This is a genomic window from Yeguia hominis (genome assembly GCF_014384705.1).
GTDB classification, from domain to species: Bacteria; Bacillota; Clostridia; order Oscillospirales; family Acutalibacteraceae; genus Yeguia; species Yeguia hominis.
Genome location: NZ_JACRSN010000029.1, coordinates 1 through 13,993, shown reverse-complemented (window position 1 = coordinate 13,993; position 13,993 = coordinate 1). Strand labels below are relative to the sequence as shown.

The following is a 13,993-nucleotide window of genomic DNA, read 5'->3' as shown; positions in this document are numbered from 1 at the left end:
AGCAAGAACTTTTGCTACCAGCTCATATTTTTCTTCTGCTGTCCACACCTTGTTCTGATTTTTATGTTGCAGTGCTTCTGGACCACAAGCATCTTCTGTTCGAACCCAAATCCGAACCGAATCGTGAAATCGCTTTTCCTTTACTCCGTCTGGTGTTTCTGGCCATTTCCCTTGTCGGTACAATTCCACGCACTTCTTCTTGTACTCGTAACTGTATCGCATAAAAATACCCCCAATACTGGGTGTCCAGTATTGGGGGTACATATCACTTTTCCCTCTTCTTTTTTGCTGAAATCAAATTACAAACGAAACTTAGCAGCATTCTGTGGTCAAGCCAAGGACATCGGCCATAAATTCCAGTTCGACCTTTTTGTGCCCGGTGATAAAGCATCCATGGTGCGAATAGAGCTGTTTCATAAACGCATGGCCGTCCTTCACGCGGATAATCGCGCCGTTGCGGCAATCCGATCCAGGATACTGGGCATATTCATCGAGCAGACATTCCACAGTCAGCAGCTTCTCGAGATTCGGATGAATCTTTACAAGCGTCAGGTCGCCCTTCGGAATTTCCGCGTCCACCACCATTGCATTGTCATCGACAATGGCAAGCGCTTTCTCCTTCGGCTCCCAACGGGTGCACATGCAGCGCGGAGCAAATCCCAGATATCCGCAATGTACCAGCAACATGCACTGATCCGGATCCTCCACATCGGGGAATGTCTGGATCTTTTCGTGTTTGAGCGCCGCCATACCGATCAGGAACGGATAAATATTCGTCATCATAATCGGAACATTGAGCGTCTTGTTGACAATGTACTGCGTAAAGAGCGTCATGGTGTCGCCTTCGCAAGCCCAGATCAGACCTTTCTCTTCATAAAGAAGGTTGTAGGCAAGACATGGCGTTGTATCGGAGAAGCGAGATTCATTGAGGCAGTTGATTCCGACACCCTTAATGCTGTCATCTGCTTCCACCGCTTCTTTGAGCGCAATGTAAATCTTTACAGCCGAGCGCAGCGCCTTCTGTGTAAGCTGACAATAGTCAATTTTCTTTTCTTCGATCACCTTGTCAGCAGCTTCATCCGGAATCGATTTTGCATATGCTGCAAATTGCTCATAGCTGCGTTCCTCGATGGTAATGCCAAACCGTTCTTTCAGGGAATCCTTCCAGCTTTTCTCCCACCAATAAAACCGCTTAAAGATTTCCGGCTGCATGCCTTCGCCCGGATTATCCTGGAAAACCAGGAATTTGGTTTCCGGAAGCGTGCGTTTCAGAGCAAGTGCCCGGCAGGCAATTTTGGTATAGGAAAGCTGATACGGTGCAATCAGGGAAACCCCGTTTGATTTCAGGAAGGAGATAATCTCCCAGTCCCACATCGCAACAGTGCCGAATTCGGAAGTCAAAATCAGGATCGGCTGTTCAATTGCCTGGATTTCTTTCAGACTGCGGTAAGCAGGTCCGATCAAAACCGGGAAAACAACGGCGTCACATTCCGGAAGCGGCGCACCAAGCGCAACGGCGTCACAAAATTCAGCTTCTTCTTTTAAAAGATCTTTGAGATAAGAAACCTGCGTATCGAATTCTTCATCCCGATACCCGTCAAAATACAGCGGTACCAATTTCGCTTTCAATAGAATTCCTCCTTTTTACGAATCGTCTTTAAACAGCAGCGGCCATTCTTGCCCTCATTCCCCATAAATGGAACCGTCAAGCAGTCCGCTTTTGTTTATTATAGCACACGCGCACGCGTGTGTCAGCGTGCGCGTGATACAAAAGTGCATTCCAATTTTTAGCGATAATGCTTATCCGCATCCACGTTCCAAGGCTGTGCCAGCAGGTCGTCGATCAAGTCTTTGGCCTGTTCAAAGGACTTTGTACGATGGTCATGCATCAGCTCGAGCACCAACAGGCTGCGGTCGCCGTTGCGGTACGCTTCGTGCAGGTTGTTCATCGTCCGCATCCGCGGATAAATCACATTGTCCATCAACCGGCGCGGCAGCGGATTCATCTTGATTCCCTGAATTCCGCGTGCGCTGGCGATTACCGGAATCTCAACCATCACGTCGTCCGGAATTCCCGGTACACAGCCGTTGTTCGGAACATTCAGCGTAAAGCGCTGATAATGATCGGTTGCAATCGCGTTGATCAGCGGAATGTGCTGTTCCCCGCTGGCTTCCAGCGGATATACCTTCGTAATCGGTTCGCCGGCGTCAAGGGTTTTCCGGATTTTTTCATGGTGGATATCCTTATTATGGAGATAATTCGCCCAGCAGATTTCCGAATCAAATCCGCCATTTTTTCCGTACCATTTTTCCTTTGTGGCAAAATCCGTGTGATGCCACCAGGGCGAGGCGCTTCGGATTGCGTCGCCGATCGGCAGCAGACCGTAAAGATGATAAGCATCGATAACGCCCGGCGTCAGCTCCTCCGGCACAAATCCGTACTCGCCGGGTGTGTTGTACGCTTCACTCTTCCAGTACGCTTCGCTTTTTTCGGCAATCCACTGATCCAGAAGCGGATACGCATCCTTGCCCTCATAGCGGAAATCGGTAAGGTAAATATGATGGTTGAATCCCACAACCTCGGTGGTCACCTTGCTGCGGTCAAGGCCCATAATATCGGCAACGGTGTACGCCTGGAAATGGCCGTGGCAAACACCGACTGCTTTTACTTTTGTATAGCGGGTTAGATAGTTCGTGCCGTCAAACACCGGGTTTGCCGTCTGCACAAGCCAAGCATCCGGGCAAAGCTCTTCCATATCGTGCGCGACCTCTTCGAGGAAACGAATCTGCCAATATGCGCCGACTCCGCCAAAATAGCAGGAAACACGGTCGCCGATTCCGCGATAATATCCGTGTGCCTCCGCAATTTTCCGTTCTGCTTCAAGCGGGCCATAGCCGCCGATTTTAACTGCACAGATTACAAAATCCGCACCGTAAAATGCTTTCCGGCGATCGGTATATGCCTCGATCTGGATGTCCGTCTTGGCCTCTGTGTTGTAGCTCTCTGCGGCGCGGCGGGCTTCCTCCAGACGGGATTCATCGATGTCCACAAGCCGCAGCGTGCAGTCTTTCAGACCCTCGCTGAGAATCAGGTCTTTTAAAATGGAAATCGTAAAAGACGCGCTGCCAGCGCCGAGTAAAACCAGTGTTTTTTTCATGGTAAGACGCTCCTTTGCATATAAATTTCGTTGCCGGACCGGGGCTCTGCCATGTCCGATTCCGACATTTTGATCGTAACATACCGAACGCAAAACAACCATGTACAAATTTCGTAATTCAATGTATATTTTGTCGTGCATATCTGTAAAAATATTTCCTCTTGCAGAATCAAAAAATTTTGCTATAATGAAAATCAAATGAAACAGCGCATTTTCGAAGTCTGAAGCCGCACTGCAAACTTCTGGATGGTGGTGATTTTCAAATGTATCATTTGATGGACTGTGTAGAAAAACGCGAGGTACAGGCCTGTAACTTCAGTCTTTTGGAAGGCGGTGTCCTGCACCCGGACCGAACGATGGAAAACACCCACGATTTACTCTATATTTTAGAAGGCGGATGGGAAGTCGTCGAGGACGGCGAAGTCTATTCGCTCAGTGCAGACGACCTGCTTTTTTTGCACGCTGGTCACCATCACTACGGAAAAGTCGGATGTCTGCCCAATACGCTCTCCATGTTCATCCACTGCAGCAAAAGTCCGGCCGACAGTGTAATTTCTCAGAATCAGGTTCGTCTCTGGGAGGACGCCGTCCTGATCGACAGCGTGACGCACTGTCAAAAAAACACCCGAGTTAAAAAGCTACTGAAAGACATGATCTATCACTATTACTCGAACATGCCCCATATCCAGATCAAACTCTCCGCACTTCTGATTGAGCTTTTCTACGAACTCGCAACCACCTCTTCTCAATGGTCGGAAGGACAGGTCGAAGATGATCTGGTCAATGAAATCATTTATAAAATTCGCACTGCACCGCAAATGAATTATACGATGCAGGAGCTGGCAAAGGAAACTTACGTCAGCACCAGCACGCTGATCAAACATTTCAAAAAGGTCACCGGTACAACCGTTTACCAGTACCAGCTCAACACCAAACTGGAAATGGCGCGTCTGCTGCTCATTAATGAACAGCATGTCTCCCTAAAGGAAATTGCCGCTTCCTATGGCTTTTGTGACGAATTTCATTTCAGCAAGCTTTTCAAAAAGAAGTATGGGCTTCCGCCGACGCAGTACCGAAAAGAAGCGCAGCCTGCGGTAGACGGGGTATATCTTGTCCCCTCGCCTTACGTTTGCGGACAGTAATATTCGCAGAAAAGCGCCGCGCAGGGGCTGGCTCATTTATAGAAATTTCATGTATATTTCGGTAGATCGTTCCAAGGAATATTGCTTCTTACCCAAAATTGTGATAGGATCATCCTAAATTCTGTAATCTAAAGTAAAGGAAGTGCCACAGATGGATATTTATGTCGGTATAATCGGCTGCGGCGGTATTGCACGGGGAAAACACCTCCCGGCGCTGCAGCATGCAGGCGTAAAAATCGCCGGTTTTTATGATACGTATCGGGCAAGCGCCGAACGGGCTGCAGCTGATTTTGGAACCGAAGCCCGCGTTTATGATACCGTAGAAGCGCTTTTGCAGGATGACCGGATTCAGGTTGTCCATATTTGCACGCCCAACATCTCCCACGCCTCTCTCGCCATTCAGGCACTGAATGCCGGAAAACACGTCATGTGTGAAAAACCAATGGCGACAAATGCCGCAGACGCCCAGGCCATGCTGGATGCCGCCAAACGAAATCATCGGAAACTGACCATCGGCTATCAGGGACGTTTCCGCCGCGAAGCCATGCACCTGAAAAAAATGTGCGACAACGGAGAACTCGGCGACATCTATTTTGCCCGCGCGCATGCACTACGCCGCCGCGGCATTCCAAACTGGGGAACATACCTGGACAGCTCTCTGCAGGGCGGCGGATGCCTGATTGATATCGGAACCCACTCCATCGATTTGGTTCTGTGGCTGATGAACAACTACGAGCCGGATTATGTCGTCGGAAATACCTACCGGAAAATTGTTGATCGTCCGAGCGATGCCAACGCCTGGGGACGCTGGGACGCACAAAAAATTGACATGGAAGACGCCGCTTTTGCGTTTCTCCGGATGAAAAACGGTGCAACGGTAGAACTCGAATGCAGTTGGGCGCTGAACTGCCGGACGCCGAATGAAAACAAAGCGACCCTTGCCGGAACCCTGGCAGGCGCAGATTTGCTTGACGGGTTAACCATCAACGGGGAGGCGTATGGGCACCTCTATACACAAAAAGTGGACGTGACCAACCTGTGCGGTACAGACATGGATCTTCCGTTCTCTGAAACACCTGCCGATGCCGAAATCGGTTCCTGGATTGATGCCATCCGAAACGATACCGACCCGATTGTTCTGCCGGAACAGGCTGTTGTGGTCAGCCGGATTTTAGAGGCGATTTATCAGTCGGCAGAAACCGGAAAGCCGGTCTACTTTTAAGCAGCCGCTTTACCTTTCTTGCAAAAAGAAGGAGCATCCAAAAAGATGAAAGGGTATCGAATGGCGTCCGCACAGCATTTTGAACTGGTTGATCTTCCCATGCCGGTTCTTGCGGATGACGAAGTTCTGGTTCGGATTCTGGTGTGCGGCGTCTGTGCGAGTGAATATCACTCCTGGGAAAACGGAAAGGAAATCGGAAAGGTTTTTGGCCACGAGGGCGTTGGAATCGTCGAAAAAATCGGCGCAAAAGTGACCGAATTCCAGCCCGGAGACCGGGTCACCGGCATGATGTTCCAGGCCTTTGCCGAATATACAAAGGTACCGGCTGCACATATCGTAAAGGTACCGGAAGGTCTTACAGATGAAGAGGCCGTCGGCGAACCGCTTGCCTGCATGATGAGCGGCGTGTTGCGCACACCGCTCAATCCGGGAGACGCATTCGCAATTGTCGGCACCGGCTATATGGGGCTCGGATTTATGCAGATGATGCGCGCCAAAGGCGCCGCAACCGTGATTGCTGTTGACGTCCGGGAAGAAGGACTTGCAAACGCCCGGCATTTCGGCGCAGATGAGACTTATCTCTCCAATCAAGTCCCGCCGGAATATATTGTGGATACCTGGGACGACGGAATTTTTGAACGCGGAATTCCAACCGTAGCGGAAGCAAGCGGCAGCCAGCCCGGTTTAACGCTTGCCGGAAATATGACCGCCGTACATGGAAATCTTTCTGTCGTCGGATTCCATCAAGACGGCCTGCGAACCATCGATATGGGACTGTGGAACTGGAAGGCAATCACGGTCGTCAATGCGCACGAGCGCCGGATGAACGCCTGCGCAAAGTATATTGAATCCTCGCTGAACCTCGTGAAGAGAGGCATGCTCAACACCAAGGCAATGGCAACCCATCGCTATGCGTTTGAGGAACTCAACCGCGCCTATTATGAGCTCAAGCACAAACCGGAAGGCTATGTCAAAGGAATTGTGCGGGTTGCAAAATAAAATTTTCTATCACAAAAACGACTCATCTCACAGAGCGCTGTGTAATGAGTCGTTTTTTGTTTTGGAAGTTTTCTGCATATTCGGCAACCTCTTGCGCACACGCTATGCATCTCAAAGGCACGCCCAATGCATATACAGTTTGTTTTGCCTTTGTCACACCAGCTTTAGTCCATTGATATACACATGGAATTCCAAGCCAAGTTTTGCCGCGGCTTTGCGGCAGAGCAGCATGCGGGCAAGAAAAATTTCGAAGTATTCCATTGCGGAAAAGTATTCCGTGTCGATGGTCAACTTCAGTTCAACGGCTGTGTGGTCGTCGTTGATTTTCGTGGTCGCCTTCTTGACAGAGTAATTCACCCGGTCATGAATATCAAAAGAAGTAATATCGTGGTTGCGCACCCGGCTGCGGCGCACATCGGTCTTATCTCCTAAAATGAGCGCGGCCGCAATGGGGTTTACCGCTTCGGCGGTTCCCTCGTCGTGGTTGCCAATCGCCGTTACAATGGTGGCGATCTCATCCGGATCCGCTCCCATGTGATCGAGAATTCGAAACGCCATCATCGCGCCGCTCTGTGCATGATCAATCCGGTTAATCAGATTGCCGATATCGTGCAGATAGCCTGCAATCTGTGCAAGCTCGCGGTCGCGTTCCGAATACCCCAGCGTCTCCAGAATATAATTTGCCGTGCTGGCAACTTTCATCACATGCGCAAAGCTGTGCTCGGTATATCCCAGTGCAATCAGAGATTCATCTGCCTTTGTGATGTACGTCTTTACCGCATCGTTGCTCTTAATCTGCTCAAATGTAATCATTTTGCTCTTATTCCCCTCGTCCGCAGCATTTTTTATATTTCAGACCGCTTCCGCAGGGGCAGGGATCGTTTCTGCCAGGCTTCTTATCCTTTCGGATCGGCATCTTTTTGTCCGAATCATCCGCGCTGGTCGAAGTCGGTGTCGCAACCTGCTCGCGTTTTGGCTCCTCCTGGGTTTTGAGCTGCACGGTAAGCATCATGCGGGCCGTATTTTCCCGAATTTCCGCAATCATCGCATCAAACATATCGAAGCCCTCAATCCGGTATTCCACGACCGGATCGTGCTGGCCATACGCACGCAAGCGGATACCGCGTTTGAGCTCTTCCATCGCGTCAATATGATCCATCCAAAGGGTATCGACGTTTTTCAGCAGAATCACATGCTCCAATTCGCGCATAATCGACTTGCCAAACGCTTTTTCCCGCTCCTCATAACGTGCAAGCGCGCGTGTTTTGAGCTGCTCAACAAGGTAGGACGGGTCCAAATCTTCCAGTTCGGCCTCGGTATACTGGAATTCCTCCGGCCGGATGAGCCATCCCGCATAATGTTCGTGCAGGCCGTTCATATCCCACGCATCTTGCGAGGATTCCGCAGGAAGATACCGCGCCACGTTATCCTCAATCGATTTTTCCAGCATATTCAGGATCTGCGGTTTCATATTGTCCCCGTTGAGCACCTGATCGCGCTGCGTGTAGATAATTTCGCGCTGCCGGTTCATGACGTCGTCATATTGCAGAACATTTTTCCGGATTGCAAAGTTGCGTCCTTCGACTTTCCTCTGTGCATTTTCAATGGAGTTCGACAGCATGCCGTTTTCAATCGGCAAATCTTCGTCGATATTCATCCGTTCCATCATCATGCTGATGCGTTCGCCGCCAAACAGCCGCATCAGGTCGTCCTCCAGCGAGATATAGAACCGGCTTTCTCCGGGATCTCCCTGTCGGCCGGAACGTCCGCGGAGCTGGTTATCAATCCGGCGTGATTCATGCCGTTCCGTACCGATGATGTAGAGGCCGCCTGCATTGCGGACCGCCTCGGCTTCTTCGGCAATCTGTTTTTTATAGGATTCGCTCAGTTCGGCAAACGTCTTGCGCGCAAGGAGAATGTCCTCATCCTCCGTATCGGCGTAAGAGGTCGACTCGCTGATCTGCTCCTCTGTAAACTGCATTCGGCGCATTTCCGCCTTTGCCATAAACTCGGCATTTCCGCCAAGCTTGATATCGGTTCCGCGGCCCGCCATATTCGTCGCAATGGTCACTGCACCAAGATGCCCTGCCTGTGCAACAATCTCCGCCTCTTTTTCGTGGTGCTTCGCGTTGAGCACCTCGTGTTTGACGCCGCGCGCCTTCAGAAGCTTGCTCAGCAGTTCCGATTTTTCAATCGAAATCGTACCGACCAGCACCGGCTGTCCCTTCGCGTGATGCTCGACGATATCATTGATGACCGCGTTAAACTTTGCTTTTTCGGTTTTGTACACAACGTCCGGCTGGTCGATTCGCTGCATCGGCCGGTTGGTCGGAATCTCTACGACGTCCAGCTTATAAATCTCACGGAATTCGGCCTCTTCTGTCATTGCAGTACCGGTCATGCCGGAAAGCTTGCTGTACAGACGGAAGAAATTCTGGAAGGTAATTGTTGCCAGCGTTTTGCTCTCCCGGGCAACCTTCACGCCTTCTTTTGCCTCAATTGCCTGATGGAGCCCTTCGTTGTACCGCCGTCCATACATCAAACGCCCGGTAAACTCATCGACGATAATCACTTCGCCGTCTTTGACCACATAATCCACATCGCGCTGCATCACGCCGCGCGCTTTGATTGCCTGGTTGATATGGTGCTGCAGCGTAATATTGTCCGCGTCGGTCAGATTTTCAATGTTGAAATAGGCTTCTGCCTTTTTGACGCCGGACGGCGTTAAAGTTGCCGTTTTCGCTTTTTCGTTGACCAGGAAATCCGCGTCGCTGTAAAGCGCATCGTTGTCTTCCTTATCGTCCAGATCGGCAATCTTTACCATCCGAAGCGTCTTGGCAAACCGATCCGCAAGCGTATAGAGTTCGGTTGATTTATCTCCGCGCCCGGAAATGATGAGCGGTGTCCGCGCTTCATCGATCAAAATCGAGTCCACCTCGTCGACGATGGCATAATTGTGTCCGCGCTGCACCTTGTTTTCCTTGTAGATGACCATATTGTCCCGCAGATAATCAAAGCCCAATTCATTGTTTGTACCATAGGTGATATCGGCAGCGTAAGCGGCCTTGCGATCCGCATTTTCAAGGTCATGGACAATCAGGCCGACCGACAGCCCGAGGAATCGGTAAATTTTTCCCATCCATTCGGAGTCGCGTCGGGCAAGATAGTCGTTGACCGTCACAATGTGCACGCCCTTGCCGGAAAGCGCATTGAGGTAAGCAGGCAAGGTGGAAACGAGGGTTTTACCCTCACCGGTTTTCATTTCGCTGATCCGGCCCTGATGCAGCACAATTCCGCCGATAATCTGAACCGGATAGTGTTTCTCGCCCAGCACACGCCAAGCAGCCTCCCGACAGACCGCGAAGGCATCCGGGAGAATATCCTCGAGCGTTTCTCCGGCAGCAAGACGCGCTTTAAGGGCCGGCGTCTGCGCTTTCAGCTCCGCGTCCGACATCGCTGCGTAATGGCTGTCCAGGCTCAGAACCTGCTGTACAAGGGGATCTATCCGTTTGAGTTCCCGCTTGCTATAGTTTCCAAATAATTTTGTAAGGAGTCCCATTGCTACCACCTGTTTCAGGAAATTTTAAATGGAAGGAGCAAGGCGTCTGCCCCCGAAAATGCCGTCATACCGCCAAACAAAATTTCATGGCGATACCTAGTTTATAGTATAACATAGCCATTCCTGAAAAGAAAGAAGAATTCATGAACATTCGCTGCAGGTGGCAGTTTTTTCCGGAACATCAAGCCAAACGCGCATATTCATCGGCGGTAAATCCGGGATTTAACGCCAAATTGACGGCCATCGCAACCAGATCGGAAGCTCTGGAAATAAGAAGATCGACCTCGCGGACCGTAACCATGATATTATCGGTCGGCGCAATGATTCGGCTGAGCGCTTCGCGGTCATGGTCGTCCGCACCCAAAAGATCCGCCGCAAAGGTGGAGCCGCTCACCACCGTCGGGACACCGACGCCAATCACCGGAACCCCCAGTGTTTCCCGGCTCAGCGGCGGCCGCATATTCCCGATTCCGGATCCTGGCGCAATTCCGGAGTCAGAAATCTGGACCGTATTGCCCAGCCGGCGCAAACTGCGGGCTGCCAGCGCGTCAATTGCAATTACGCCGGCAGGATGAAGCCGGCTGACCATAATTTCGAGCGCTTCCGCAGTTTCAATTCCGGTATCTCCCAGAACGCCGGGAACCAAAACCGAAACTGCCCGCAGGTTTTCCATTCCCGCAACACGTGCCAGTTCTTTCCGAACATGCCGGGTGGCTAGGATTCGATCTGCTGCTTTCGGCCCCAATGCATCCGGCGTGATATCGCGGTTTCCCAGTCCTGCAACCAGAATCGGCCCATCCGGCAAAAGCGCGCGGAGCTCCTCGCTGAGCAGCGTGATGTCCTGATCGCTGTCGCGGACGTGGTCGGAAAACGGAGGAAATTCCGCTGTAATATACGTTCCGGCCGGCTTTCCGACCCGGCGGGATGCGGACGGCAGAATTTTCACCCGTGTGACCGTACAGTCTCCCTGTGGCTCGACAGACGTAAAAACGCCGTCTTCATCTTCCTCTTCGGCAGCTTCCAAAGCAAGATCTGTCCGAAAAATCATAGTTTGACCCTCCCTATCTTGTGATTGATTTCTTTTTGGGAACAGGATATTGCGCTCCTTGCACAAACAAAGGAAAAAGCTTGGAATTTCCTCAATTTATTCTTGATTTTTCTTGCATTCCGTGGTAAAATATCATGTACATTCATGATAAGGTGAAGGAGGTGGGACGATGCCCAACATTAAATCGGCCAAAAAGCGCGTTAAGGTGATTGCGACGAAAACTATGCTCAACAAAGCGGTGAATTCGGATCTCAAGACGAATATCAAGAAGGCGAATCTCGCAATTGAGAGCGGTTCTGAAAATAAGGTAGAGGCTGTTCGTGTCGCGATGAAAAAAATCGACAAGGCCGCTGCAAAAGGAATCCTTCACAAGAATACCGCTGCCAGAAGGAAAGCCGCTCTTGCACGCAAGCTCAACGCAAGCGCTTAAGCTCTAAATACGTTCAGAGAAGAAGCAGAGGCCATGTGCCCTGCTTTTTGCTTTTCCGCAAGGTTGACTTTTTCCTATAATTGGGGTATGATAAAGTCAGCGAGGATACTTCGGAGGCGATCAATTTACGGAGGTGCTTTACTTTGAAAAAGAAAAGTAAACTTGGCTTAATTTTTGCAATTCTTGCAGGAGCTGCCGCTCTGCTTGTAGCAGCCGGAGCCGTTCTGCTGATTTTTGACAAACGCAAAAAGGATGAAGAAGAACTTGAGCGGTATCTGGACTGCTCCATCCAGTAAAAACAATCCAAAAGAAAAGCGGGCGGTGAATGTTTCACCGCCTTTTCTTTTTCTCAAATGATTCTCTCACGACTTATCCCCGGATTTGGAAACAAGCGATGCAAGCAGCGCCAAAAAGACCGCCGCGCCGACTCCGGCGGAACAGGCTGTAAATCCCCCCGTAAAGATTCCCAAGAAGCCATCCTTTTTTACGGCTTCCTCCACGCCTTTCGCCAGCGTGTACCCAAACCCGCTCAGCGGAACAGTCGCGCCTGCGCCTGCGAATTCTACCAATGGCTCGTAGATGCCAACGGCCGTTAAAAAGACGCCGAGTGTCACGAACGCGACTAAAATTCTTGCGGGTGTCAGCTTGGTGTAATCGATCAAAAGCTGCCCGATCACGCAGATCAGGCCGCCAATCAGAAAGGCCTTCCCATATTCCATAAAAAGACTCCTTTTGTTTTTTGCTATTGTTTCCTCTTTTGCAACGGATATGCAGCAGTCGGGTCTTTTCAGGAAATGCTTGCCCTAAAGTCAGCTTTATGAAATATAATAAAAAAACAACGGCACCCGTTCACGAATATTTTTTCGCGGAACAAGGATCCGCAGAAGGGAGCAAATCGCTATGGAATACGGAACTTTGGGATCCTCCGGGATTTCGATCTCACGCCTGTGTGTTGGCTGCATGAGTTTCGGCGACCCTGCAAGCAAAATGCATGCATGGACCCTGAATCCTGAAGAAAGCGAAGCCATCATCCGGCATGCATTGGAACTTGGTGTCAATTTTTTCGACACCGCAAACTGTTACTCCGCCGGAACCAGCGAAGAGTATCTGGGCCGCGCGCTCAAAAAGAATGTTTCGCGCGAAAAAGTCGTGCTTGCAACAAAAGTTTATTTCAACGAGGGGCATCTCTCCAAAGAGGCCATTCCCAGAGAAGTCGAAGGTTCCCTCAAACGTCTGGGCACAGATTATATTGATCTGCTGATTATCCACCGCTTTGATTACGGAACCCCTGTGGAAGAAACGATGGAGGCTCTCCACAATCTGGTGCAGGCAGGCAAGGTTCGCGCGCTGGGTGCTTCTGCAATGTACGGATATCAATTTGCAAACCTGCAAACGGCTGCTGAAAAAAATGGATGGACAAAATTTGTCTCCATGCAGAACCATTATAATCTGCTCTATCGGGAAGATGAACGGGAACTCATTCCGATTTGCCGGGAACAGGGCGTGGTATTGACGCCGTACAGCCCGCTTGCCGCCGGACGACTTTCGCGTCATTGGTCTGCTGATACCCTGCGCAGCAGAACCGACGTCGTTGCCGCCGGAAAATATGACCGCACCAAAACATCTGATCTGGAAATTGTCAATCGGGTAGCAGCGCTTGCGGAAACCTATCATTGCAGCATGTCCCAGATTGCGCTTGCCTGGCTGTTTGCAAAGGGCGTCACCTCCGCGCTGATCGGCGCAACAAAAGCCGCCTATTTTGACGATGCCGCCGGAAGTTTTTCGGTCTCCCTATCCGAAAAAGACCTGGCGTTTTTAGAAGAGCCGTATGTCCCGCATAAAATCGTCGGTGCCATCTGACATGCTTTTCCGATCGGCACCGCCAGTTTTACCGCAATTTTGCCGGAGAGGCTTCACATCCACTTCTAACATTTTGCCAGGGGACTGCAGCGTTACGCACTCCTCACGGAACGCCATTTTTTCATAAGGCCGCCTAGACGGATGTTTCCCACAAGGTATTCTGTATGCGGCAACGATTGGACTGTCCGTGAATCAGCCCGTCCGAGGGGGATCTGCTTGACAGGACAATCCACAAAGTCAGTGCAGAGCCAGAGCTTTACACCGTGGCGTTTAATATTTTGATAACAAAAAAGCAGCAGACCGGAAATGATATGTACCCCCAATACTGGACACCCAGTATTGGGGGTATTTTTATGCGATACAGCTACGAGTACAAGAAGAAGTGCGTGGAATTATACCGACAAGGGAAATGGCCAGAAACACCAGACGGAGTAAAGGAAAAGCGATTTCACGATTCGGTTCGGATTTGGGTTCGAACAGAAGATGCTTGTGGTCCAGAAGCACTGCAACATAAAAATCAGAACAAGGTGTGGACAGCAGAAGAAAAATATGAGCTGGTAGCAAAAGTTCTTGCT

General features: G+C 50.5%; 12 protein-coding genes and 2 pseudogenes. 7 read left to right on the top strand and 7 right to left on the bottom strand.

All coding sequences use genetic code 11. The features are described from left to right. The 3 genes and pseudogenes from IAG03_RS13465 to IAG03_RS13455 form a co-directional block, all read right to left on the bottom strand. Positions 1-222 (bottom strand): annotated as a pseudogene (locus IAG03_RS13465) (helix-turn-helix domain-containing protein); the annotation flags it as partial. Positions 223-312: 90 nt separating this feature from the next. Beyond that, positions 313-1,629: a hypothetical protein gene (locus IAG03_RS13460; protein WP_249320609.1), complete on the bottom strand. Its 1,317-nt coding sequence runs from the start codon at positions 1,627-1,629 to the stop codon at positions 313-315. Between the two features lie 158 nt (positions 1,630-1,787). Next, a complete protein-coding gene (locus IAG03_RS13455; RefSeq protein WP_249320607.1) occupies positions 1,788-3,158 on the bottom strand; it encodes a family 4 glycosyl hydrolase in 1,371 nt (456 codons plus the stop codon). Positions 3,159-3,421: 263 nt separating this feature from the next. On the opposite strand from IAG03_RS13455, the gene IAG03_RS13450 reads away from it, so the two are divergent. The 3 genes from IAG03_RS13450 (at position 3,422) to IAG03_RS13440 (ending at position 6,521) form a co-directional block, all read left to right on the top strand. Continuing rightward, on the top strand, positions 3,422-4,300 hold the full coding sequence (locus IAG03_RS13450) for a helix-turn-helix domain-containing protein (RefSeq protein WP_249320605.1): 879 nt from the start codon (positions 3,422-3,424) through the stop codon (positions 4,298-4,300). Positions 4,301-4,451: 151 nt separating this feature from the next. Further along, positions 4,452-5,522, top strand: coding sequence for a Gfo/Idh/MocA family protein (locus tag IAG03_RS13445; RefSeq protein ID WP_249320602.1), 1,071 nt, complete (start codon positions 4,452-4,454; stop codon positions 5,520-5,522). Positions 5,523-5,567: 45 nt separating this feature from the next. Next, positions 5,568-6,521 carry an alcohol dehydrogenase catalytic domain-containing protein gene (locus IAG03_RS13440; protein WP_249320600.1) on the top strand — a complete coding sequence of 318 codons (954 nt, stop codon included), beginning with the start codon at positions 5,568-5,570 and terminating at the stop codon, positions 6,519-6,521. A gap of 153 nt (positions 6,522-6,674) precedes the next feature. Here IAG03_RS13440 and IAG03_RS13435 read toward each other — a convergent pair whose 3' ends face one another. The 3 genes from IAG03_RS13435 to gpr all read right to left on the bottom strand — a co-directional run bounded on the left by IAG03_RS13435 (position 6,675) and on the right by gpr (position 11,128). Beyond that, positions 6,675-7,334: an HD domain-containing protein gene (locus IAG03_RS13435; protein ID WP_249320597.1), complete on the bottom strand. Its 660-nt coding sequence runs from the start codon at positions 7,332-7,334 to the stop codon at positions 6,675-6,677. A gap of 7 nt (positions 7,335-7,341) precedes the next feature. Continuing rightward, positions 7,342-10,080: a preprotein translocase subunit SecA gene (secA, locus tag IAG03_RS13430; protein ID WP_249320595.1), complete on the bottom strand. Its 2,739-nt coding sequence runs from the start codon at positions 10,078-10,080 to the stop codon at positions 7,342-7,344. Positions 10,081-10,261: 181 nt separating this feature from the next. Continuing rightward, positions 10,262-11,128: a GPR endopeptidase gene (gpr, locus tag IAG03_RS13425; RefSeq protein ID WP_249320593.1), complete on the bottom strand. Its 867-nt coding sequence runs from the start codon at positions 11,126-11,128 to the stop codon at positions 10,262-10,264. A 169-nt stretch (positions 11,129-11,297) separates the two neighbouring features. Between gpr and rpsT the strand changes: the two genes are divergently transcribed. Continuing rightward, positions 11,298-11,558: a 30S ribosomal protein S20 gene (gene rpsT / locus IAG03_RS13420; protein ID WP_249320591.1), complete on the top strand. Its 261-nt coding sequence runs from the start codon at positions 11,298-11,300 to the stop codon at positions 11,556-11,558. Positions 11,559-11,701: 143 nt separating this feature from the next. Next, positions 11,702-11,854 carry a hypothetical protein gene (locus IAG03_RS13415; RefSeq protein ID WP_249320590.1) on the top strand — a complete coding sequence of 51 codons (153 nt, stop codon included), beginning with the start codon at positions 11,702-11,704 and terminating at the stop codon, positions 11,852-11,854. A gap of 66 nt (positions 11,855-11,920) precedes the next feature. Here IAG03_RS13415 and spoVAE read toward each other — a convergent pair whose 3' ends face one another. Further along, entirely contained in the window at positions 11,921-12,277 is a 357-nt protein-coding gene (gene spoVAE, locus IAG03_RS13410) for a stage V sporulation protein AE (protein ID WP_249320588.1), read from the bottom strand. Between the two features lie 181 nt (positions 12,278-12,458). Between spoVAE and IAG03_RS13405 the strand changes: the two genes are divergently transcribed. Further along, complete coding sequence (locus IAG03_RS13405) at positions 12,459-13,418, top strand: aldo/keto reductase (RefSeq protein WP_249320587.1); 960 nt, start codon at positions 12,459-12,461, stop codon at positions 13,416-13,418. A gap of 353 nt (positions 13,419-13,771) precedes the next feature. Further along, positions 13,772-13,993, top strand: a pseudogene (locus IAG03_RS13400) (helix-turn-helix domain-containing protein); the annotation flags it as partial.